At 49.0% G+C, this 23,108-nt stretch carries 19 protein-coding genes, 1 rRNA gene, 1 pseudogene and 1 riboswitch; of the genes and pseudogenes, 2 read left to right on the top strand and 19 right to left on the bottom strand.

Translation table 11 applies throughout. From position 1 onward, the window contains the following. Positions 1-338 precede the first annotated feature (338 nt). From purD to MH144_RS16120, 17 genes are all read right to left on the bottom strand, one after another. On the bottom strand, positions 339-1,607 hold the full coding sequence (gene purD, locus MH144_RS16200) for a phosphoribosylamine--glycine ligase (protein WP_239302272.1): 1,269 nt from the start codon (positions 1,605-1,607) through the stop codon (positions 339-341). 121 nt (positions 1,608-1,728) lie between these two features. After that, entirely contained in the window at positions 1,729-3,276 is a 1,548-nt protein-coding gene (purH, locus tag MH144_RS16195) for a bifunctional phosphoribosylaminoimidazolecarboxamide formyltransferase/IMP cyclohydrolase (protein ID WP_239302271.1), read from the bottom strand. Positions 3,277-3,475: 199 nt separating this feature from the next. Continuing rightward, on the bottom strand, positions 3,476-4,093 hold the full coding sequence (purN, locus tag MH144_RS16190) for a phosphoribosylglycinamide formyltransferase (RefSeq protein ID WP_239302270.1): 618 nt from the start codon (positions 4,091-4,093) through the stop codon (positions 3,476-3,478). After that, a complete protein-coding gene (purM, locus tag MH144_RS16185; RefSeq protein WP_239302269.1) occupies positions 4,093-5,133 on the bottom strand; it encodes a phosphoribosylformylglycinamidine cyclo-ligase in 1,041 nt (346 codons plus the stop codon). The genes purN and purM overlap by 1 nt, the downstream gene beginning before the upstream one ends. Positions 5,134-5,199: 66 nt before the next feature. Further along, positions 5,200-5,640, bottom strand: a complete 441-nt coding sequence (locus tag MH144_RS16180) for an immunity 26/phosphotriesterase HocA family protein (RefSeq protein ID WP_239302268.1) — start codon at positions 5,638-5,640, stop codon at positions 5,200-5,202. An 11-nt stretch (positions 5,641-5,651) separates the two neighbouring features. Continuing rightward, complete coding sequence (purF, locus tag MH144_RS16175; RefSeq protein WP_095288459.1) at positions 5,652-7,130, bottom strand: amidophosphoribosyltransferase; 1,479 nt, start codon at positions 7,128-7,130, stop codon at positions 5,652-5,654. After that, a complete protein-coding gene (gene purL / locus MH144_RS16170) occupies positions 7,115-9,358 on the bottom strand; it encodes a phosphoribosylformylglycinamidine synthase subunit PurL (RefSeq protein ID WP_239302267.1) in 2,244 nt (747 codons plus the stop codon). Before purL ends, purF begins: the two co-directional genes overlap by 16 nt. Next, positions 9,336-10,025 carry a phosphoribosylformylglycinamidine synthase subunit PurQ gene (purQ, locus tag MH144_RS16165; RefSeq protein WP_095288457.1) on the bottom strand — a complete coding sequence of 230 codons (690 nt, stop codon included), beginning with the start codon at positions 10,023-10,025 and terminating at the stop codon, positions 9,336-9,338. Before purQ ends, purL begins: the two co-directional genes overlap by 23 nt. 4 nt (positions 10,026-10,029) lie before the next feature. Further along, positions 10,030-10,275, bottom strand: a complete 246-nt coding sequence (purS, locus tag MH144_RS16160; protein WP_090904903.1) for a phosphoribosylformylglycinamidine synthase subunit PurS — start codon at positions 10,273-10,275, stop codon at positions 10,030-10,032. 301 nt (positions 10,276-10,576) lie between these two features. Next, on the bottom strand, positions 10,577-11,449 hold the full coding sequence (locus MH144_RS16155) for a phosphoribosylaminoimidazolesuccinocarboxamide synthase (protein ID WP_239302266.1): 873 nt from the start codon (positions 11,447-11,449) through the stop codon (positions 10,577-10,579). Positions 11,450-11,681: 232 nt separating this feature from the next. Next, on the bottom strand, positions 11,682-12,980 hold the full coding sequence (purB, locus tag MH144_RS16150) for an adenylosuccinate lyase (protein ID WP_239302265.1): 1,299 nt from the start codon (positions 12,978-12,980) through the stop codon (positions 11,682-11,684). Then, positions 12,977-14,173, bottom strand: a complete 1,197-nt coding sequence (gene purK / locus MH144_RS16145; RefSeq protein ID WP_239302264.1) for a 5-(carboxyamino)imidazole ribonucleotide synthase — start codon at positions 14,171-14,173, stop codon at positions 12,977-12,979. Before purK ends, purB begins: the two co-directional genes overlap by 4 nt. Further along, positions 14,170-14,655, bottom strand: a complete 486-nt coding sequence (purE, locus tag MH144_RS16140; protein WP_153976876.1) for a 5-(carboxyamino)imidazole ribonucleotide mutase — start codon at positions 14,653-14,655, stop codon at positions 14,170-14,172. The genes purK and purE overlap by 4 nt, the downstream gene beginning before the upstream one ends. Before the next feature lie 193 nt (positions 14,656-14,848). Continuing rightward, positions 14,849-14,950, bottom strand: a riboswitch (purine riboswitch). 270 nt (positions 14,951-15,220) lie between these two features. Beyond that, positions 15,221-15,655: a universal stress protein gene (locus tag MH144_RS16135; protein ID WP_095288453.1), complete on the bottom strand. Its 435-nt coding sequence runs from the start codon at positions 15,653-15,655 to the stop codon at positions 15,221-15,223. Positions 15,656-15,806: 151 nt separating this feature from the next. After that, positions 15,807-16,070 (bottom strand): DUF1294 domain-containing protein, encoded by a 264-nt coding sequence (locus MH144_RS16130; protein ID WP_239302263.1) that lies wholly within the window; start codon positions 16,068-16,070, stop codon positions 15,807-15,809. Positions 16,071-16,199: 129 nt separating this feature from the next. Further along, positions 16,200-16,337: a hypothetical protein gene (locus tag MH144_RS16125; RefSeq protein WP_170948088.1), complete on the bottom strand. Its 138-nt coding sequence runs from the start codon at positions 16,335-16,337 to the stop codon at positions 16,200-16,202. 125 nt (positions 16,338-16,462) lie between these two features. After that, positions 16,463-18,592 (bottom strand): DNA topoisomerase III, encoded by a 2,130-nt coding sequence (locus MH144_RS16120; RefSeq protein WP_239302262.1) that lies wholly within the window; start codon positions 18,590-18,592, stop codon positions 16,463-16,465. A gap of 350 nt (positions 18,593-18,942) precedes the next feature. Between MH144_RS16120 and MH144_RS16115 the strand changes: the two genes are divergently transcribed. Next, on the top strand, positions 18,943-20,880 hold the full coding sequence (locus MH144_RS16115) for an amidase family protein (protein ID WP_239302261.1): 1,938 nt from the start codon (positions 18,943-18,945) through the stop codon (positions 20,878-20,880). Positions 20,881-21,011: 131 nt separating this feature from the next. On the opposite strand, the pseudogene MH144_RS16110 reads toward MH144_RS16115, so the two are convergent. Beyond that, positions 21,012-22,014: pseudogene (locus MH144_RS16110) on the bottom strand (beta-ketoacyl-ACP synthase 3). A gap of 299 nt (positions 22,015-22,313) precedes the next feature. Here MH144_RS16110 and MH144_RS16105 point away from each other — a divergent pair. Continuing rightward, a complete protein-coding gene (locus MH144_RS16105) occupies positions 22,314-22,859 on the top strand; it encodes an NADPH-dependent FMN reductase (RefSeq protein ID WP_239302260.1) in 546 nt (181 codons plus the stop codon). A gap of 128 nt (positions 22,860-22,987) precedes the next feature. Here MH144_RS16105 and rrf read toward each other — a convergent pair. Beyond that, positions 22,988-23,104, bottom strand: a 5S ribosomal RNA gene (gene rrf, locus MH144_RS16100). Positions 23,105-23,108 lie beyond the last annotated feature (4 nt).

Below are 23,108 nucleotides of genomic sequence, written 5' to 3'. Positions count from 1 at the left end.
TCCCAATAGATATCCACCTCCCCTCTTGTTCATTCCTGTTTCAGAAAAGTATAACATGTTCCGAATCAAACCATCCAGTTGTACGTCATGGTTTGGGTTATCTTGCACGTATATTCATGAATATTTTGTTCACAAATGGCTTAATTCATGTAATAAGTTACTTATATGCCTAACAAAGCTATGTATAGAATAGACCGATTTTATAACACTACTACCCTTGGAGTTATCCAGCTGAAACATATTTCTAATCGAATGGTCCAACGCAAAAAGGCCCGCCCGACGAATGCCATGCTTCTAATCTGAAGGCATTCGTCGGGCGGACCCATATTCCATATTAACTATTTCACTAGAGCTTTGGCAGCAATGTCAGATCGCTGATGCTTGCCTTCGAAGCAGATACGTTCCGCCTCGGCATAAGCCTTGTTTCTAGCTTCGGCAATATCGGCTCCAAGTCCCACAACTCCAAGAATACGTCCACCATTCGTGACCCATTCTCCGGATTCGCTGCGTGTCGTTCCTGCGTGGAAGACGACAGCATCACTGACCTGATCCAGACCTTCGATGACTACGCCTTTTGCATACGGCCCCGGATATCCTCCCGATGCAAGGACCACGCATACAGCAGACTCTTCGCTCCACTCGATCTCCAGGTCTGCCAGTTTGCCATGCACGGTGGCCCAGAAAATATCAAGCAGATCCGTTTTGAGGCGCGGAAGTACAACCTGCGTCTCGGGATCACCAAAACGAGCGTTGAACTCAATCGTTTTGGGTTTGCCGTCCGGTGAGATCATGAGTCCGGCAAAAAGTACGCCGCGGAATGGCCGTCCTTCGGATACCATGGCTTTGGCCGTTGGCTTGATAATCGTTTCAACAGCCTCTTCAATAATTGAATTCGGGATATGTGGCAGCGGTGAGTATGTACCCATACCACCCGTGTTAGGCCCCTTGTCATCGTCGTAGACAGGCTTGTGATCCTGTGCAGCGGCCATCGGACGAACCGTCTCGCCGTCGACAAATGCCAGAATGGACATTTCCTGCCCTGCCAGAAACTCTTCAATAATGACTTTGGCTCCTGCTTCCCCGAATACTTTCTCCACCATAATACTGCGTAGTGCCTGATCCGCTTCTTCGCGGGAATAAGCAACCGTTACGCCTTTACCGGCTGCCAGACCATCAGCCTTAATGACCACAGGAATAGCCTGTGCATTCAGATAAGCCTGAGCCTGCTCGTAATTGTCGAATTTCTCATAGGCTGCCGTTGGGATGTTGTACTTGTGCAGCAGATCCTTCATGAATGTTTTGCTTCCTTCGATCTCTGCTGCATTGCGACGTGGTCCAAAGACCGGAATGCCTGTGGAATCAAATGCATCTACAATCCCGTCTGCCAGCGGATCGTCTGGGCCAATGACCACCAGATCCACTTTCAGTTCCACGGCAAGAGCCTTTAATTTATCGAATTCATTCACTGCCACCGGGTGACATTCGGCAAGCTGTGCAATGCCTGCATTTCCTGGCGCACAGTGAATCTTGCCCGCCTTCGGACTTTTTGCTAGTGCCCAGATAATCGCATGCTCCCGGCCGCCGCCGCCCACTACCAGAATATCCATTCGTTCCGTTCCCCCTCATGAATTCCAGATTTCGCTCATTATTAATTGCTAATGCGCTGAAAATGAGGATGAACAAGCCTATTCGCTTGTTCATCGACGTGTGAAGCTTTGGTTTTGAATCTTAGTGTTTGAAATGACGAACGCCTGTGAAGACCATGGCAATACCATACTCATTCGCTACTTTGATAGACTCTTCATCCTTAATGGAACCGCCTGGTTGGATAACAGCTGTAATTCCTGCCTTAGCTGCCAGCTCCAGCGTATCGCCCATCGGGAAAAATGCATCCGATGCAAGGATAGCACCCTTTGCTTGCTCGCCAGCTTGTTCAATGGCAATTTTGGCTGCACCAACGCGGTTCATTTGTCCAGCGCCCACACCCACGGTCATGTCATTCGCCGCAAGCACGATCGCATTGGATTTCACGTGCTTAACGACTTTCCAGCCAAAGAGGAGCTGTTTCAATTCTTCTTCGGAAGGTGCACGATCTGTAACGACTTTCAGTTCACTCGCTTCAATGGAATGCACATCGCTCTGTTGTACGATCATGCCGCCGTCAATGGAAGTCACCGCGAATTGACTCGCCCGGTCACGAGCTGCGTTCAGCTCACCCGTTTTGAGCAAACGAATGTTTTTCTTCTTGGTCAGGATATCCAGTGCCTCTTGCGTAAAATCAGGAGCCAGCACGATTTCCAGGAAAATCTCACTCAGTTTTCCAGCTGTGTCGCTGTCGATTATGCGGTTAGCTGCCACAATGCCACCGAAGATGGATGTTGGATCCGCAGCATATGCTTTGCTGTAGGCTTCATAGATGCTTTCACCGATGCCCACGCCGCAAGGGTTCATGTGCTTAACCGCCACAACAGCAGGCTCTACAAATTCCTTAACGATCTGCAACGCTGCGTTTGCATCGTTGATGTTATTGTAAGACAGCTCTTTGCCGTGCAGTTGCTCGGCTGTTGTCAACGTATCTTGAGCAGCAAGCGGTTTACGATAGAATGCCGCTTGTTGATGCGGATTTTCGCCGTAGCGCAGATCCTGGATTTTTTCGTAAGTCACCGTCAAACGCTCTGGCAGTGGATCACCATTCAGGTTGGAGAGATAATCAGAGATAACTGCATCGTAAGCCGCCGTATGACGGAAAACTTTTGCCGCAAGCCGTTTGCGTGTTTCCAGCGTGGTATCCCCACTGCTGCGAACTTCCTCCAGCACTTTGCCATAATCTGCCGTGTCGACAACAACACTAACAAACGCATGGTTCTTGGCTGCAGAACGAAGCATGGTAGGACCACCGATATCGATGTTCTCAATCGCATCTTCATAGGTTACATCCGGCTTCGCAATGGTGTCCTGGAATGGGTATAGGTTTACGACTACCAGGTCGATATAATCCAGTCCGTTCTCTTCCATCTGGCGTTTATGATCTTCACTGTCACGTACAGCCAGCAACCCGCCATGAACGGCTGGATGCAGCGTTTTGACACGTCCGTCCATAATTTCCGGAAATCCGGTCACATCCGAGATCCCGATTACAGGTACGCCTTCCTTCGACAACAGGCTGCTTGTACCTCCTGTCGAAATAATCTCCACTCCCATTTGCGACAGCTCGCGGCAAAAGTCCACGATGCCTGTTTTATCCCACACACTGACCAAAGCCCTTTTGATACTCACAATATGCTCCTCCTTTAATGTCCCATGGTCCCGCGTTTCATGACGAAACACTGCCGATTTATTTCCCGAGAAATATCACAAAATGCGTACCAATTTTCGACTCTACCATATAAGTTAAACGAATGATTGTACACTGGACCACTACGAGGTCAGAACAAACTTCCGATCGCTGTTAATGTGTAAACGTAGCCAACTTATATCAATCCGGTTTCAGTACCTTAACCTGTCGGCCTTCCAGCCGAACCAATCCTTGAGCAAACCAGGAAACGACCTCCGGATACAGCTGCTGTTCCGCCGCGTGAATGGAACGGCTGATCGACTCTGCCGTATCCCCAGGCAGAACCGGTACAGGATGCTGGGCAATGATAGGCCCGGTATCCATGCCACCATCCACGAAGTGTACAGTTACCCCGGTAATTTTCACGCCGTACTCCAATGCCTGTCCAATTGCATCCTTACCTGCAAATGCGGGCAGCAAAGACGGATGGATGTTAATCAGCCGTCCTGCATACCGATCCACTACGACTGAGGTCAGCAACCTCATGTATCCGGCAAGAACAATCAAGTCAATGTTTTTGGATTCAAGCACTTCCACGATCTCAGCCTCGTAGGCCTCGCGGGATTCGTAATTTTTCGGAGTGAACAAATGGCAATCGATGTCCGCATCCTTGGCCCGCTGCACAACGCGTGCAGCAGGTCTGTCACACACCAGCAAGTCTACGGACGCATCCAATCCTCCGTTTTTCGCTGCATCCACCAATGCCTGAAAGTTCGACCCTTCACCAGAGGCAAATACGGCAATCCGGTAGTTCGCCATTAAACATCCGCTCCCGTGAAGGTTACTCGCGCATCTCCTTCAGTCACACGTCCAATGATGTACGCTTCTTCACCAGAAGCTTTCAGCTGTTGCAGAGCTTCGTTTGCGTCTGCTTCGTTCACGACAAGCACAAGTCCGATTCCCATATTAAACGTGGTGAACATATCCCGGTTCGCGACCGCCCCTTTTTGCTGCAGCAGGTTGAAGATTGGCAGAATCGGCCATGAACCGTAATCGATATCTACATTGACGCTGCTTGGCAGCATCCGTGGGATATTCTCGATAAAACCGCCACCCGTAATGTGTGCCATACCTTTGACGTTGACCTTTTCCAGGAGGGACAGAAGTGGTTTTACATAGATTTTTGTCGGCTCCAGAAGTGCATCCCCCAGCTTGCCGCCCAGTTCAGATACTTCCTCATGCAGATCCAATCCGGCTTCTTCCAGCAAAAGTCTGCGGACCAGAGAGAATCCATTGCTGTGTACACCACTGGAAGCCAGTCCAATTACCGTGTCACCTGGAGAGATGGTCGTACCGTTGATGATTTTGGCTTTATCCACGATTCCCACGGTAAATCCGGCAATATCGTATTCCCCTTCGCTGTACATGCCCGGCATTTCTGCCGTTTCTCCGCCAATCAGCGCACATCCGGACTGGTGACATCCTTCAGCGATACCAGCAACGATGGCTTCGATCTTCTCAGGAATGACTTTGTCACATGCCAGGTAGTCGAGGAAAAAGAGCGGCTCCGCACCCTGCACCACAATGTCGTTCACACACATGGCCACAGCGTCGATTCCAATGGTATCGTGACGGTCCATGGCAAACGCGATTTTCAGCTTGGTTCCTACACCGTCAGTGCCGGAAACGAGCACCGGCTCATCATATTTGTCTTTGTTCAAACCGAACAGGGCTCCGAATCCGCCCAGATCTGTCATCACTTCCGGACGGAAGGTACGCTTCACGTGTTTTTTCATCCGTTCAACCGCTTCATTACCTGCCGCGATATCGACGCCGGCCTTTTTATATGCTTCTGACACTACCATCGCACCCTTCGTATCTTGTATAAATTGAGCTGGTAATTGACACTCAACACTTCAACCCATTTATGATTGTCCCATCTCTAACAGATAGTTCTGCACCAACTCAAATCCAGCTACACCCATTGTAATGTACTGACTGTACTCTTCTGGTGGAACCATTCGAATGAATTCGTCACCGTTGTATACCCCACCGGCGCACTGGAATACTTGCAGTTCTTTTTTCGCCGGAGTCAGCGGAATGTTACCAACATTGCTCCATGTGCCATCTTTCAGCAGCTTGGGTGACGTGAAGATCACGCTGCTCTTACGTTTACCATAAGAATAGACAAGGAATTCGCCGTCTTCCAAACTTAAGGTTTCGTCACGCTGAATGCTCATCACGCCGAACGAAAACGCCTTTTTGAAGCGGCCTCGCAGCGCACATACAATCTGACACACGGCAAACCGTCCATCATGCATCGGAATCAGAAAAATATCGCCTTCATTATAGCTTTTTCCTCCCATAAGCCTGACTCCTAACAGCTGCAGCCGAATTTCTCTTCGCCGCCGAAGTCAAGGTTGGTTGGATAATCATTATCGAAGCAAGCCAGGCAGAGCCCGCCTTTGTAATCATCCTGATTGTCTCCCTGGATTGATGCAATCAGTCCATCCGGACTGAGGAACGCAAGAGAGTCCGCATTGATCTCACGGCAGATCTCTTCCACTGACAAGGATGAAGCAATAAGTTCACGGCTGTCAGGTGTATCGATTCCATAGAAACACGGGTTTTTGAATGGAGGCGACGTTATGCGTACATGCACCTCGGTTGCTCCGGCATCACGCAGCATGTTCACGATCCGGCGCGAAGTCGTCCCCCGGACGATGGAATCATCAATCATGACAACGCGCTTGCCTTCTACGACGCGGCGCACAGCGCTCAGCTTCATCTTCACGCCTTGTTCACGCAATTCCTGACTGGGCTGGATAAACGTACGTCCGGTGTATTTGTTCTTGATCATGCCCATTTCATACGGAATACCGGTTTGCTCAGCGTATCCAATTGCCGCGGAAATACTGGAGTCCGGTACACCTGTTACGAGATCGGCATCCACAAAAGACTCAATTGCCATACGTCCACCCATCCGCTTCCGGGCAGCATGCTGGTTGGCACCGTTCATGTCACTATCCGGACGGGCAAAATAAATATATTCCATTGCACACAGTGCCTTGCGGTGTTTGTGATGATCGAAGCGATCTTCGTGCAGACCATCTGCATCGAGCACCAGCAGTTCACCAGGTTCAATATCGCGAATCAATTCTGCGCCGATCGTTTCCAGTGCACACGTCTCGGATGCGAAGAGATATGCATCTCCGAGCTTGCCCATCGTCAGCGGACGCAGACCGTGCGGATCAGAAGCCACGAGCAGCTTGTCGTTGGTCATGATCAGAAATGCATAACCACCCACAATCCGCTGGAATGCATCTTTTGCAGCTTCCACCAAACCCTTCGATGAACGTGCAATCAGATGCGCAATAACTTCCGTATCGCTAGTTGTTTGAAAGATCGACCCGCTCTGCTCCAGCTCACGACGAATCGTTGGTGCATTCACGATATTCCCGTTCGTGGCAACGGCCAGATCTCCGTCACGATACTTGAAAACCAGGGGTTGTGCATTGGTCAGTTTACTGTCGCCGCTCGTGGAATATCGAACGTGACCAATGGAAATGTCACCAGACAAGGTCTGCATCAGGTCTTTGGTGAATACTTCCTTCACCAGACCCATACCACGATGGTAGTTAAACTGGGTACCATCACTCACACACATGCCTGCACTTTCTTCGCCCCGATGTTGAAGCGCATGCAGTCCATAATAGGAGAGCGAAGCAGCATCAGGGTGTCTGAACACCCCGAATACGCCACATTCTTCCTTCAATTTATCGAGTCCTTCCTTACCGGACCCTTCGTTATAATAATCGCCTGTCCACCACTGTCCTGTCGTCAGTTCATGAGACATGGAATCGCATCCTCCCAGACCTGAGCCAAACCTCCTACGGGTTCGTTCACGGCTGATGTTCCGTTCAATTCGATCGTCAAGTTGCTTCCTTCCACACGTCCAATAACAGCTACGGGTACACCACGCTCACGTACAAATGCTTCAAGTTTGCCTGCTTGCTCCGGCGAAGCGGACAGCAGAATGCGGGATTGGCTCTCACTGAAGAGTGCATGGTCCGCACGCAGTGCAGTTTCCACATTCACCTGTGCACCCACGTTGCCGCTGATGCAGGACTCAGCCAAAGCTACAGCCAATCCGCCTTCAGACAAGTCATGTGCAGAACGAACAAGTCCGGATTGGATGGCTTCCAGCACAGTGGTGAGCAGCGCCTTCTCCGTGTTCAAATCAAGCTGCGGCGGACGGCCTTCCGTTTTGCCGTGAACTGCATATTGCAGCTCACTGCCGCCCAGCTCCGCTTTGGTCTCGCCGAGGAGAATGATTACATCGCCTTCGGATTTGAATCCCTGTGTCGTGATATGATCCGTATCATGAACGAGACCTACCATACCGACTACTGGCGTTGGATAGATTGAGCCTTTGGCGTTTTCGTTATAAAGACTCACGTTACCACCAATAACCGGTGTATCCAGCACGCGGCAAGCTTCCGCCATACCGTCTACAGCTTTTTCCATCTGCCAGAAAATGTCCGGCTTCTCCGGGTTACCGAAGTTCAGGTTGTCCGTAATCGCCAGTGGCTCCGCACCGGAACATACAATGTTACGAGCAGCTTCACTAACTGCAATGCGGCCACCCACTTCAGGATCCAGATAGACATAGCGTCCGTTACAGTCGGTTGTCATCGCCAGACCTTTGCTTGTTCCGCGAATCGTTACCACGGCAGCATCCGAACCCGGACGAACGGCTGTACTTGTACGAACCATGTAGTCGTATTGATCGTAAACCCACTTCTTGCTTGCTACCGTTGGCGAAGCCAATACCTGTTTCAACGCACCGCCGAGATCCGACACTTCATCGTAACGCAGCGTGTCGATTGAAGCGCTTTGCTCGTAGTAAGCCGGTACAGAAGATGGCTTGTTGTACACCGGGCACTCGTCGACCAATGCCGTCACTGGCATGTCCCCAACCACTTCGCCGTGGTGATACAGTTTTAGACGTCCATCATCGGTAACTTTACCAACTTTGGCACAGATTACGCCCCAACGCTCAAAGATCTCCATAGCTTGGGCTTCATCCTTCGGCTCAACCACGAACAGCATCCGTTCCTGAGACTCGGACAGCATCATCTCATAAGGTGTCATGCCTTCTTCGCGCTGTGGCACCTGATCGAGATACAGTTCCAGACCATTACCGGCTTTACTTGCCATCTCCGCACTCGAGCAAGTCAGGCCAGCCGCACCCATATCCTGAATACCAAGTACGATACCCGTGTCGATCAGTTCAAGGCAGGACTCCATAACGAGTTTTTCCATGAACGGGTCGCCGACTTGAACCGCTGTCTTCTTGGATTCGGATTCCTCTGTCAGCTCCACCGATGCAAACGTTGCCCCGTGAATTCCATCACGGCCCGTTGGAGGACCAACATAGTACACCGGGTTTCCTACGCCTTTGGCTACACCACGCTGAATTTTGTCATGATCAATCAAGCCTACGCACATAGCATTTACGAGTGGATTACCCTCATAACTTTCGTCGAACATCACTTCGCCTGCTACCGTAGGAATTCCGATACAGTTACCATATCCAGCGATACCGGATACGACATGTTCAAACAGGTATTTCACGCGGTCGCTCTCCAGCTTGCCGAAACGAAGCGAGTTCAGCAGGGCTACCGGTCTTGCACCCATGGAGAAAATATCACGGATGATACCGCCCACGCCTGTTGCTGCCCCTTGATAAGGTTCAACAGCGGAAGGGTGGTTATGGCTTTCAATTTTGAAAACAACAGCCTGGTTGTCGCCAATGTCAACGATTCCCGCACCTTCACCTGGTCCCATCAGGACACGCGGTCCACTGGTTGGGAAACGACGCAACAGCGGCTTGGAGTTTTTGTATGCACAGTGTTCGGACCACATAACGCTAAATACACCGATTTCCGTGTAGTTCGGTTTGCGTCCCATGAATTCACAGATCAGCTCATACTCACTGTCCGACACGCCCATTTGTGCGTAAAGTTTATGTTCTGCGACCTGTTCTGCCGTCGGTTCCTTAGCGGATAGCTGCTGCGTCATGTCGATCCCTCCATGCTTTCAAAATAGATGTAAACATACGTTTGCCGTCTTCCGAGCCCAGCAGTGAATCCACCGCGCGCTCCGGATGCGGCATCATGCCGACCACGTTTCCACCCTCATTACAGATTCCTGCGATATCACCCAGGGAACCGTTCGGATTGCTGCCGTACGTAAATACGATCTGGTTGTTCGCCTGCAAACTTGCGAGCGTCTCTTCATCGCAGTAATAGTTGCCTTCACCGTGAGCAATCGGGATGATAATCTCTTCCCCAGGTGCATAGTCACGTGTAAATGGTGTATCTGCATTGGTTACTTTCAGTACCGTATCGTGACAACGGAATTTCAGTGACATATTGCGAATCAACGCGCCCGGAAGCAATCCGGCTTCAGTCAGAATCTGGAATCCGTTGCAGATCCCAAGAATATATTTGCCTTGTTCAGCAGCTTTGGCTACCTCATTCATTACTGGTGCGAAGCGGGAAATCGCCCCACAACGCAAGTAGTCTCCATAGGAGAAACCACCCGGAACCAGGATACAATCATACGCCGAAAGATCCGTTGCCGTGTGCCATACATAATCAACCTCTTGCCCAATGGCATCTTCCACTGCCTTGTAACAGTCAATGTCGCAGTTGGAGCCAGGAAACACAAGAACTGCAAATTTCATGGGATTAACCCTCCAATTCGTAGCGGTAATCTTCAACAACGGTGTTGGCCAGCAGCTTCTCACACATCACAGTCAAACGTTTTTCCGCTTCTGCGCGATCAGTTGTATCCAGGTTCAGTTCCATGACTTTACCGATCCGTACACTTTCCACTTCATTGAATCCCATCGAGTGCAGGGCACCTTGAACGGCTACTCCTTGCGGGTCGAGAACGCTTTGCTTAATAGTGACATAGACGGTTGCTTTGATCATGATCCTATGTTCCTCCTCAGTAATGAACGGGATAAATGCTTTATGCTGTTAAAAAAGTGGTTTGGGAGCTTGCTCCGGGGCGGATTGTTCTTCCGGTCGCTGTTGTCCCCAGGTTTTTCTGATTATTTTGAACCGCTGTGCGGTCAAAACCCGGGGACAAAGGCGAAAGCTATCGCTCCTTTAAGAACAATTCCGCCCCTCCGCTAGTCCATGCGACGTTTTTTTGAAAGGCTTAAATCTTTTACGTTGCACGGTGGGTAATGGTCAAGCCTGACCATTATGTGAGAACAATTAAAATTTATTATTTCGTTAAACGGTTATAGATATCGACGTATCTTGCCGTTGTTGCCTCCACCACCGCTTGTGGTAGCGGGTCAGGCTTACTGTTTTTGTCCCAATCGGTTCCTGCCAGATAGGTGCGCACCGGCTCCTTGTCCATGCTGTCGATCTCGATGTCTAGTGCGTAGTTCTCTTTCGCCCAGAAACGTGATGCATCCGGGGTGAAGATTTCGTCGATCAGGATGACCTTGCCATCTACGATACCGAACTCGAATTTGCAATCTGCAAGAATAATGCCACGCTGATCACAATAATCCCGGGCGAATTCGTACAGACGCAGGCTTTTTTCCTGAAGCTCGCTAGCCATCTCATCACCAACCAGCTCTTTCATGCGATCCATCGGGATGTCTTCATCATGACCTACATCATTTTTGGCTGCCGGGGTGAAAATGGGGCTTTCTAGCTTGGCGTTTTTGCGAAGTCCTTCCGGCAGTTTGATGCCGTTCACCTCTCCGCCATTCTCATATTGTCTCCATCCGCCGCCGGTAATGTATCCGCGTACGACGCACTCGATATCAATGCGTTCGGCTTTGCGTGTCACCATAATGCGATCTTTCAGAAGCTCCGGGTCCACAATCAGATCACCGAGACGGTTTACATCCATATGAACTACGTGGTTGTCCATCATGTTACTCGTCAGTTCAAACCAGAAGCTGCTGAGTTTATTTAGCACATTGCCCTTCTCGGGCACTGCTGGGTCCAAAACGTAGTCAAAAGCTGAAATCCGGTCCGTAACCACAATTAGAAAATGTTCCCCCAGGTCGTACAATTCACGTACTTTTCCTTTATATAACAGAGGTGCTTTAACGAGATCTGCCGCTGTGGACAGTGCCATGGAGGCTCACCTTCTTTCAGGAGATATAAAATATAAGTTCAATTCCCCTAATCACGCTACCCACTCCGAATTCAGAACAACCTTTCGATCGCTGTTATCCCCGGATTATTTTGATTCCACTTTTTCCAAAGTGTAAATCCGGGGATAAAGGCGAGCGCTTTGCTTCTCCAGGTTTGTTCTGCCTTCTCCGTTCCCGCGTGAACACATAACAGACTAATATTTTAGGAGTTAATTAGTTGGTCAAACCAAGCTTCTTGAAGATGGTATCAACATGCTTCAGGTGCCAGGACGGGTTGAATGCATCTTCGATTTCTTCATCGCTCAGCACCTCGGTGATTTCCGGTGTGGCTTTTACGATATCCTTGAACTGGCGCTGTTCTTCCCATGCCTGCATGGCACGTGGTTGAACGGTATCATATGCCTGTTCACGGCTGAAGCCTTTATCGATCAGCTTGGTCAACACACGGCCCGAGAACGGCACTCCATATGTGCGTTCCATGTTGCGTTTCATGTTCTCAGGGAACACCGTCAGGTTTTTCACGATGTTACCGAAACGGTTCAGCATGTAGTTCAGAAGCATCGTTGCATCCGGCAGGATAACACGCTCTACGGAAGAGTGTGAGATATCGCGCTCATGCCATAGTGTTACGTTTTCGTATGCCGACACCATATGTCCGCGGATGACGCGAGACAGACCGGAGATATTTTCGCTACCAATCGGATTACGTTTGTGCGGCATGGCGGAAGATCCTTTTTGACCTTTGGCAAACGCTTCTTCCACTTCACGGAATTCACTCTTTTGCAATGCACGAACTTCTGTAGCGAACTTGTCCAGTGATGTTGCGATCAATGCCAGGGTAGCCATGTATTCAGCATGACGGTCACGCTGCAGGGTTTGTGTCGAAATTGGTGCTGCTTTTGTACCCAACTTCTCGCAGACAAACTCTTCAACGAACGGGTCGATGTTCGCATAAGTTCCTACCGCACCGGAGATTTTACCGTACTGCACGTTGTCTGCCGCATGGCGGAAACGCTCCAGATTCCGTTTCATCTCTTCATGCCACAGGGCCATTTTCAAACCAAAGGTTGTTGGCTCGGCATGTACCCCGTGTGTGCGACCCATCATTGGCGTATGCTGATAAGCGAGGGCCTTCTCACGCAAGATCTCGATAAAATTCACGATATCGCGTTCCAGAATTTCATTGGCCTGGCGCAGTACGTACCCCAGAGCCGTATCCACCACATCCGTGGATGTCAGTCCGTAGTGCACCCATTTGCGTTCTGCACCCAGACTTTCGGATACCGTGCGTGTAAAAGCAATAACGTCGTGGCGCGTTTCCTGTTCGATTTCATAGATGCGATCGATATCAAAAGAAGCGTTTTGACGAAGCAATGCTGCTTCTTCCTTAGGAATAACTCCGAGTTCCGCCCAAGCTTCACATGCACAAATTTCAACTTCCAGCCAGGACTTGAATTTGTTTTCCTCCGTCCAGATGGCTCTCATTTCGGGTCTGCTATAACGTTCGATCATGAATTTGTATTCCTCCAGATATTAGTTTGTTCAATCCATTGCAATCCTTCTTCAACATCCTGACAGAGCAGATTGACATGCCCCATTTTCCGTCCCGTTTTCGCTTCGGTTTTGCCATATATGTGAAGCTTGGGAATAACACCGAGTTCCATTGCTTCTGCGTCAGGTTGACCCGTTCTGGCGATAATTCCTTCCAGATGTTCTCCAAGCACATTGACCATAACGACCGGACTTAACAGTGTAGTGTCTCCTAATGGCAACCCACAGATGGCACGAATGTGCTGCTCGAACTGTGACGTCGCACAGGCTTCCATCGTGTAATGACCGGAATTATGAGGTCTTGGAGCCAGTTCGTTCACATACAATCTTCCGTCAGCCGCCACAAACAGTTCCACCGCCAGCAATCCAACAGCCTGCATGGATTCGGCCACAGCCGCTGCAAGCTTCTGGGCTTCGATCTGTATGTCCGTAGCCACTCTGGCCGGTACGATCGAGACATGCAGAATGTTGTTCACGTGAATGTTCTCCGCTGGCGGGAATGTCTTGATCTCTCCACTCGTGCTTCGGGCAACGACGACAGAGATTTCGCAGTCAAACTTGATGAATTGCTCCAGCACCAGTTCCGCTCCGGTCGCTGCAAGCTCTTCGTAAGCCGGTATAGCCTGGCCCACTTCGCGAATGACTCGCTGCCCTTTACCATCGTATCCTCCGGTTACCGTCTTCAAAACACATGGTACACCAAGCTCGCTTACGGCTGCTTGCATGGTATCCTTACTTGTAATCTCCCGATAAGGCGCTACTCTTACTCCCGCAGCTTCAATCGCTCGTTTCTCACGCAACCGATGCTGGGTTGTATACAATAACGCACTTCCTTGCGGCACATAGGATTCACGTTCCAGCAAGCTCGCAACACCCGCATCTACATTTTCAAACTCATACGTAATCACATCACACTGACGGGCCAGTTCAAGTGCTGCAGCTTCATCGTCATATCCAGCCTCAATCTGGCGGGCAACCTGTCCGCAAGGCGAATCTACCGCCGGATCAAGCGTAACAAAGCGGTATCCCATCGCTGTCCCAGCAAGCGTCAGCATTCGTCCAAGCTGTCCGCCCCCGAGAACTCCAATTGTTGTTTTGCCTGGGAGCAGGACACGTCCAGCCATACCGGAAATATTCAGTTCAGTTTTGCTCATAGCTCATCACTGCTTTCGAGTACTTCACGTTTGATCCGCTCTCTGCGGGCTTCGCAGCGATTACGGACATCCTCATCGAATGCACCAATCATCTGGGCCGCAAGCAGTCCTGCATTGGTAGCACCCGCTTTGCCAATCGCTACCGTTGCGACAGGAATGCCGCCCGGCATCTGGACAATGGATAATAGGGAATCGAGACCATTCAGTGCCTTGGACTGCACAGGTACACCGATTACCGGGAGCATCGTTTTGGAAGCAACCATGCCAGGGAGATGTGCTGCTCCGCCTGCACCTGCAATGATAACCTTGAACCCGCGCTCAGCAGCCTGCTCGGCATATTCAAACATCAGATCCGGTGTGCGATGCGCGGATACAACCTTTTTCTCATACCCGATCTCCAGTTCGTCCAGCACCTCACACGCATGCTTCATCGTTTCCCAATCCGACTTGCTGCCCATAATTACAGCGACCTGCACTGACATGAATACATCCAACTCCCGTCTGAGCTTTTTTTGATAACAACCGCTTTTGCCATACGCGTTCCCTTTTGAAACGAAAAAATCCGCTACCCGCGAAAACATCACATTTTCTCCGGACACCGGACTCCAAGAAATACGTATCCCTCATTTGGGCATGCCAAAAGGGGGCTTGCTGTCCGCATCCATATTCATGCGACTCTCAGCCGTATCTCCTCGTAGTCCGGAAATTTACGGTCTCCGGGTAGAGACTTCCGGGCCTTATCCCCGGCGTTATACGAGCAAATATCTATTCAATCCAAGCGACTCATTTCTGTCCAACCTTGGTACATCTTTCGTTCCTACTCGACCTTATTCTTACCTGATCGACACATCTAACATTCTAACAATCCCCTACAGCTAATGTCAACTTAAAGACGAACATTTAACATATTGACAAATATAATGTTCGTGATTGAGGCGTTTCTTTTGGACTTCATATCCATTTCATCCCATAAAAGAAAGCCGACTTCTCTTCAATGGAATGAAGACAGCCGGCTCACTGCATATTTGTAGCTCACAAATTATTGCATTATTTAACGATCAATACAGGAATTTGAGCATGCTGCACCACATTGTGGCTGACACTGCCCAATACGAATTCACGAATGCCGCCAAGACCACGACTTCCGATGACGATGACATCCGATCCATTTTCCTTCGCGTAATCAAGCAGAACTTCAGCTGCGGCTCCCTGAATCAGGTCTACGTTTGCCGTAACTCCTGCAGCTTTGAGTCGTTCTTTCGCTTCATCCGTTGTCTGCACAGCCAGGTTGTAGTAATCGTTATTCAGAGATGGCGGCAGCGGTGCAAGTCCTTCTCCGATAAATACACGCGGGAAATCAAAGGCATGAATGACATCAATGACTGAATCCGGAGAAACCTTAGCCAGTTCAATGGCACGATCCAGCGCCTTGTTTGAAGCTTTTGATCCATCATAAGCCACTAAAATTTTAGAGAATAACATGTAAATCCCGTCCCTTCCTTATATGTAGAAACTCCGAAGCTGAAGGCTTCGGTCTGACATAAAACTAAATTCAGCACCATGTAACCCTATAAACGTTCTTCATGCGATATGAACCATTTGCCCAATTTTACAGCGGAGCCACCACTAGGTTCTATTTCAGGAAATACCCATAAATTATGGCATTCAGAAAGAGCAAAAGTGGAATCCCGATGGTAAAGCTCGGATGTTTGGTTTTGTGCCTTTTCCGGTACATTGCAATCCAAACTCCAAGTGCCCCTCCGATAAACGCCAGCAGGAATAACGTTCGTTCAGGTGTACGGTCACGGCGTCGCTGAGCCCGCTTTTTGTCATCTGACATCACCAGATAACCTACCACGTTAATAAATAAAAACCACAATATGAGTCCGGTTTGCATATAATTCTAGCGGTCCCCCTATCCCGGGACATCTCCCTGTTCCTCCATTATAGTCCTCTGCAGGGACATGATCAACGCGAGAAGGGAGCCGCATAGTTGTTTTATGGAGTCATCCGTTCCGGGTAGAACCTAAGACTCCTGTTTCGGAATACCGTTTAGACTGGGAACTCTTTTGCCCGCCTTGGCTGGACGTGCTCCGATGCTTTCTTCCCGAATACTGTCCTTATTCTGCTGGTTATGAATTTTCTCTGGTTTGTTGTGTGGCATCTGTGTCACCTCCTTGGCTTACGTTGCCTGAAAAGGAGGGATCTTATACGACACCATGCGAAGCGGTTGCTGAAGCATGACATCGCTAGTAACCATTCAACTTGTACAACACACTTTCTGGAGTACTAGTCCCCTTTTTTCTCCATAGCTGCTTTCAACAAATCTCCGAGATTGGATCCGATGGATTCCTGCTTGGCATACTGTTTGACCAGCTTTTGCTGTTCCCGTTTGTTGACGTGCTGTTTATCTTTATCCAGTGCTTCCGTGATTCCGCAAGGCAGACACTGCACATAGAGGCCAGCTTTGCCTTCTTTCATTTCCATCTTCTTGTGACACTGCGGACAACGCCGGTTGGATAACCGCTTCTCTGCCGAGCGACGATAGCCACAATCCTCCGTGGGACATACGAGAAACTTGCCGCGTTTCCCTTTCTTCTCGAGCAGACGCGCATTGCAATCCGGGCAGTGGCTGCTCGACACGTTATGCGGTTTATACTCTGCCTTGCTTCCTTTTACAGTAGACACCAGTTCTTTAGCCATTGAACGTATGCCTTCCAGGAAAGGACCTGGTTTCCCTTGTCCACGAGCAATCCGTTCCAGTTCAGCCTCCCAACGTGCCGTCAGGTCAGGTGTACGCAGCTGCGGAGCAGCCAGCTCAATCAATTGCTTCCCTTTACCTGTAGGATGCATGCTGTTGCCTTGGCGGTCTATGGTATCGGAGCTGACCAATTTCTCGATAATATCTGCACGCGTAGCCGGAGTACCGAGTCCGTGCTTCTCCATTTGCGCGAGCAATGCAGCCTCCGTGTACCGTTTAGGTGGCATGGTCCTTCCACTTTTAATATGACAACGCTGTACGTTAACCGACTGACCTTGCTGTACGTCTGGCAGAAGAGTGCGGCCATTGTCCGCTTGCTCATCTGTGCGCTCATCATCTTCGTCACTGTAGTCTCCGCCATATACTTCACGCCAGCCACTGTCTTTTACCGTTGTACCTTTAACATGGAATGAATCTTCACCCACTTGCACAGTAATCGCTACCGAATCGTATCTGGCAGCTGGATAGAACAGACTAATAAACCGGCGTACGATCAAATCATACAGTTTGCGTTCCTCCGGATTCAGCTGATTCAGCAGCACGGTCTGTTCTGTTGGGATGATGGCATGGTGATCCGTTACCTTGCTGTCATCCACAATTCGTTTGGTGATATTCAGATTTTTCCGCAGCAAGGGACGCGCTATTGATGCATATGGTCCAACAGCTACACTATCCAGTCTTTCTTTCAGCGTACTTGTCATGTCCGATGTCAGGTAACGGCTATCCGTACGCGGATATGTAACCAGCTTATGCTGCTCATAGAGACGCTGAAGAACGTTGGAAGTCTGTTTGGCTGAAAAGCCATATTTGCGGTTGGCATCACGCTGCAGTTCCGTTAGGTCGTAGGCCAGAGGATGCGGCTCGACTTTTTCGCTCTTTTTGACCTGAGCAATGGTTCCCTTACGTCCATCCACTCGTTTCTTCAATGCCGGGGTATCCTGAGCATCAAACATGCGCGAATCCCCGCCCGAGGCACGCCACACAGCTTGAAACTCTCCAAAATCCGCAGTTAATGTCTCATATTCCTGTGAGCGAAATCCATTGATTTCATTCTCCCTGTCCATAATCATGCCTAGGGTTGGCGTCTGTACCCGTCCTGCAGACAATTGTGCATTAAATCGAACGGTCAGCGCTCGTGTCACATTAAGCCCAATCATCCAGTCTGCTTCCGCACGGCAGCGTGCCGATTCATAGAGACGGTCAAATTGACTCCCTGGCTTCAGCGAAGCAAATCCTTCTTTGATTGCCTTATCCGTCTGAGAAGAAATCCACAGTCGTTTGAAGGGTTTCTTCCACTGCGCCATTTGCATGATCCAACGGGCAAGCAGCTCTCCCTCCCGGGCGGCATCCGTCGCGATGACCAGTTCACCAACATCTTGGCGTTTCATAAGCTGCTGTACGGCTTTATATTGATGATTCGTCTCCCTTAGTACCTTCAGTTTCGCCCGCTCCGGTAGAATCGGCAAATCCTCAAGATTCCAGGTGGCGTACTTCTTGTCGTAATCTTCAGGTTCCGCCAGCCCTACCAGATGCCCAAGTGCCCACGTTACGATATATTTAGGACCTTCCAAATAACTCTTATGTTTATCACGCGCTCCCATAACTCTGGCAATTTCACGTGCCACAGATGGTTTCTCAGCGAGTACCAATGTTTTCACTTCGTATCTCTTCCTTTCTTCATACACCTTGTAACCTACATTCCTATCCTTTCATTATATCATTTCAGACCAATCGTTTCTTGGCATATCCCAGGTGAACGATTAACCTGATAAATTACTGCCCTTGAATAGATGTTAGATAATATAACACAACTGCAAACACTTAAATTTCTTTTTGGAATGAAAATAAGAGCATCTGAAAGAAATAAGCACATTAACACAACTTGTATACGTTTTTTTGAATAAATATGAGTGTTGTAAGAATTCCTGACATGTTATTAAAATGTGACAAAAGCATATGCAGCCGTTTCAACAACACACATCATTGCGACAGAAGGGAGCGTGGATGCATGACTTATCATGGATCTGTATTGAAAAAAAGTGGAGCTCTGTTACTGACAGGAGCAGTAATGGTTACAACTTGGGGAGGAGCTTCCGTACAGCTGGCGTCAGCCGGAGCAGCAACTCCATCAAGCAAAACAACGGTCGCAGTAACAGCTGCCGGGAAAGCACCTGTCACGTCTGCCGCATTTATTGAAGCCATGGAAGAAGCAGCGACACTTGCAGGTGTACCTTTTTCAATGGACGAGCTTTCAGGTAAAACCATTCAGCGTAAGGATGCTGCTCTAGCTCTTCAAACCTGGTTGAAGCTGGAGTCCACCACAGAGCCGTTCAAGGATGTACCGGACCAATCCAGCTTTGCAGGTGCCATTGGTGCCTTGAATACTGCAGGGTTAATGAAAGGATATACCGATTCCCTCTTTCTACCTAATGCTGTCCTGACGGAGAATGACGTCGCCATATTGAAAGACCGCATTTATAACTACATAAAACCATTTGTTCTGGAGGAAGCAACGATTACGGATCTCCAGGCTGCAATGACGCAAGGAAAGCTCACATCCAAAGAATTGGTCCAAATGTATCTGGATCGGATTGAGAAATACGATGATCAGGGAGTTAGCATTAATTCCATACTAACCGTAAACCCGGAAGCACTTGAACTTGCCCAGGCATTGGACGAAGAACGTGCAGCCCAAGGCGCGCGCGGACCGCTGCACGGTATTCCGGTTCTTGTGAAGGACAACTTCGATACGAATGATATGCCTACCACTGCCGGTTGTATCTGTCTGAAGGATTCCGTGCCTGCACAAGACGCTGAGCAAGTGAAAAAGCTCAAAGAAGCAGGTGCCATTATCCTCGGTAAAACAAATCTGCATGAATTTGCATTTGGCATTACTACATCCAGTTCATTGGGTGGACAAACCTTGAACCCTTACGCACTGGATCACTATCCTGGTGGTTCCAGCGGCGGAACAGGGGCAGCGATTGCTTCCAACTTTGCTGCAGCAGGCATGGGTACAGATACTGGTGGATCGATCCGTATTCCATCCAGCTTCAACAGCCTTGTCGGAATTCGTCCAACAATCGGATTATCCAGCCGTGAAGGTATTATCCCGCTTGCTCTTACTCAGGATGTAGGCGGACCTATGGCTCGTACGGTTAGCGACGCTGCGATCATGCTGGATGCTACTGCTGGGTATGACAAAGATGATGTGGCTACAGCTTATGCTGTTGGCAAAATTCCTTCCAGTTACACTGACTTCCTGGACGTGAATGGTCTAAAGGGCGCACGTATTGGTGTAGCTACCGAACTGATCCCAAGCACCAAAGCTGAAGAAAAAGCTGTTGCTGATGTCATCAACAATGCAGTGAAAGAATTGAAGTCTCTTGGTGCAACTGCTGTACCGATCAGTATTCCGAACCTGGACGAAATCAACAAATACCCAAGCTTGAGCGGATATGAATTCAAATTCCAGCTCAACGACTATCTGGAATCACTTGGTGAAGAAGCTCCATACCACAGTCTTTCCGAGATCATCGCTTCAGGAGAATTTGATAAGACACAGGAACAATCCATGAAGACTCGCGATGCACGGGAAACGCTGGAGACAACTGAGTACAAGGACATCGTATTGAAACGTACTCAAATCACGCGTGAAGCTCTTCTAAAGGTTATGGCTGACAATAACCTGGATGCCATCGTTTATCCTACATCCACACAGGCTGCTGCCGTGATTGGCGAAGGTCAAAACTCCGGCGGGAACAACCGACTAAGCCCATTCTCCGGGTTCCCAGCAATCACCGTACCTGCTGGCTTCACTACAGAGGGTCTACCTGTAGGCATTGAATTCCTGGGCCGTGCTTTTGATGAAGGAACGTTGATCAAACTCGCATATAGTTATGAGCAAGGAACCCACCACCGCCAAGCTCCTAAACTTACGCCATAACTCCTTTATGGATTAGAAAATGTTTAATAAACAAAAAAGTACACTCACCTCCACAGCGGAGGAAAGTGTACTTTTTGTTTACTAGCCTGCTAAGGTAAACTGTCTTATCTGCTTAATCTCAACTTTCTACGTTACTTCATTGAATCAGTGTCTGGAACACTCCATTCCAACACAAGGCCTGCATAAGTTAAGCCACCACCGAAACCGAATAAGGCAAGGCGCTGACCCTGCTTCACTTTCCCTTCATCGACAGCCAGCTGAATGGCCAGAGGTATGGATGCAGCCGATGTGTTTCCACGGTACTCCATGCTGGTTAGCGTGCGTTCCAACGGTACAGGACCGCGCTCGCAGACAGCTTCTATCATTCTCATATTGGCGCTGTGTGGTACAAACCAGTCGATCTGCTCCGTCTGCAACCCTGAGTTCGCGATAAGTTTCGGTAATTGCTCCGGTATCAGCCGTACAGCCCATTTGTATACTTCCCTGCCGTTTTGCACAAGACGTCCGTCACCTTGAAGGGGTACCCCGTTCATCTCGGAGGAAAGCCCACTGCTATAAACATGTAAGCCACCATCACCCTGTGTTCCGGAAAGTGCTGCCAGATTACTGCCCTGCCCTTCGGTTCGTTCCATCAAAAACGCTCCAGCTCCATCACCAAACAAAATACAGGTCGTACGATCGGTGTAGTCCGTAATTTTGGATAAGGTCTCTGCCCCGATCACGAGCACTTTGCGATACATGCCACTTGTGATCATGCTATCGGCCAGCTGCAACCCATAGACAAAGCCTGCGCATGCTGCGCTTAAATCCAGCGCTCCCCGTCTGAGCAATGTTCAGACGTGCCTGTACTCTGGAGGCTGTGCTGGGAAATGCATACTCCGGCGTACTTGTTGCTACGAGGATCATATCCACATCATGAACGTCAACTCCGTACCGCTGAATCATGTCTTCCACGGCCTTAACCGCCAGATCAGAAACGTACTGATCCTCTGCTGCAATTCTCCGTTCCCTCATGCCTGTTCGTTGCACGATCCATTCATCGTTCGTCTCGACCAATTTTTCCAAATCTGCGTTATTTAAAATACGCTCCGGCACATAGGTTCCGAATGCAGTAATAGTGGCTTTTGATTGCATCATAGCGTCAGTTCACCTCGTTTTGTTTTTTATTATTATAGCACTAAGTCTTAGTACTTGGTACTAATTTTTGATAAACTTTTATTGTTTTCTCTGTTGATAAAGAAAAACCCACCTTCTGGTCCATTTCCTCACACTTGGTATGTAGATCAAATGAAGAAGAATAATCATATTCGGTTTAGTATGAAGGATGCCTTAATAATCGCCGTTATCTGTAGACTCTTCGTAAGGAAAGATGGAAAATAGACAAATCAATTCATATTACTGATAGACAATTGACAGAGATGGGGGATTAAATAATGGAAAGAGAAATAAACATCCTTGCAATTTCAGGAAGCCTACGGAAACAATCCACAAACACCATGCTAATGCAAGCCATGATGGCACTTGCACCTACTACTTTAAAATTTCAGGTATATGATCGGCTAAATGATCTTCCACACTTCAATCCTGATCTCGATGTAGATGATGGTCCAGTTTCCGTTCAACATTTCAGATCCCTATTAAAGCAAGCAGATGGTGTCCTGATCTGTACACCTGAGTATGGGAACGGTATTCCAGGTGTTTTAAAAAATGCTTTGGACTGGATTGTATCGTCCGGAGAATGGGTGAATAAGCCTACAGTGGTCATAGCAGCTTCCCCCAGCCCGTTAGGCGGTAATCAAGCCCATACATCCATATTGCTGACTTTAAACATGATCAATGCTCGCATCCTGGTTGATGCATCATTTGCAATTCCTTATATTACGATGAAAATGAACAAACAAGGTACGATCATTGATCCTGATACCAAAAAGGCACTACAAGCTTCTCTTTTACGTTTAGCAGAAGCATGCTCCAACTGAATGAACTGGCCAGTTTTATAAAAAACAAAAACAGCCTGATAGTGATCTATCAGACTGTTAATATTATAATCTGTTACATTTATAAACAAATAAAAACCACCACCGAGTATCTTCGGCAGTGGTTCTTTGCTTGGCAGCGTCCTACTCTCCCAGGACCCTTCGGTCCAAGTACCATCGGCGCTAGAGGGCTTAACGGTCGTGTTCGGGATGGGTACGTGTGGAACCCCTCCGCTATCGCCACCAAACGAT

The organism is Paenibacillus sp. ACRRY (genome assembly GCF_022346995.1).
In the GTDB taxonomy this organism is placed as follows: domain Bacteria; phylum Bacillota; class Bacilli; order Paenibacillales; family Paenibacillaceae; genus Paenibacillus.
Note: the sequence above shows the minus strand (reverse complement) of the source record. Positions and strands in the feature narration are given on the sequence as shown.

Coding starts and splice junctions, on each gene's coding strand:
- MH144_RS16130 (WP_239302263.1), bottom strand. CDS start 16,070: ATGCAAACCGGACTCATATTGTGGTTTTTATTTATTAACGTGGTAGGT.
- purE (WP_153976876.1), bottom strand. CDS start 14,655: ATGTCAGTGCAGGTCGCTGTAATTATGGGCAGCAAGTCGGATTGGGAA.
- MH144_RS16105 (WP_239302260.1), top strand. CDS start 22,314: ATGGAAAGAGAAATAAACATCCTTGCAATTTCAGGAAGCCTACGGAAA.
- purN (WP_239302270.1), bottom strand. CDS start 4,093: ATGGCGAACTACCGGATTGCCGTATTTGCCTCTGGTGAAGGGTCGAAC.
- purL (WP_239302267.1), bottom strand. CDS start 9,358: ATGACGCAGCAGCTATCCGCTAAGGAACCGACGGCAGAACAGGTCGCA.
- MH144_RS16125 (WP_170948088.1), bottom strand. CDS start 16,337: ATGCCACACAACAAACCAGAGAAAATTCATAACCAGCAGAATAAGGAC.
- MH144_RS16180 (WP_239302268.1), bottom strand. CDS start 5,640: ATGGGAGGAAAAAGCTATAATGAAGGCGATATTTTTCTGATTCCGATG.
- purQ (WP_095288457.1), bottom strand. CDS start 10,025: ATGAAATTTGCAGTTCTTGTGTTTCCTGGCTCCAACTGCGACATTGAC.
- purB (WP_239302265.1), bottom strand. CDS start 12,980: ATGATCGAACGTTATAGCAGACCCGAAATGAGAGCCATCTGGACGGAG.
- purD (WP_239302272.1), bottom strand. CDS start 1,607: ATGGATATTCTGGTAGTGGGCGGCGGCGGCCGGGAGCATGCGATTATC.
- purF (WP_095288459.1), bottom strand. CDS start 7,130: ATGTCTCATGAACTGACGACAGGACAGTGGTGGACAGGCGATTATTAT.
- MH144_RS16115 (WP_239302261.1), top strand. CDS start 18,943: ATGACTTATCATGGATCTGTATTGAAAAAAAGTGGAGCTCTGTTACTG.
- MH144_RS16155 (WP_239302266.1), bottom strand. CDS start 11,449: ATGGCACTGTCCACAGCGGCAGATCTCGTTAAAGCACCTCTGTTATAT.
- purS (WP_090904903.1), bottom strand. CDS start 10,275: ATGATCAAAGCAACCGTCTATGTCACTATTAAGCAAAGCGTTCTCGAC.
- MH144_RS16135 (WP_095288453.1), bottom strand. CDS start 15,655: ATGTTATTCTCTAAAATTTTAGTGGCTTATGATGGATCAAAAGCTTCA.
- purK (WP_239302264.1), bottom strand. CDS start 14,173: ATGAGCAAAACTGAACTGAATATTTCCGGTATGGCTGGACGTGTCCTG.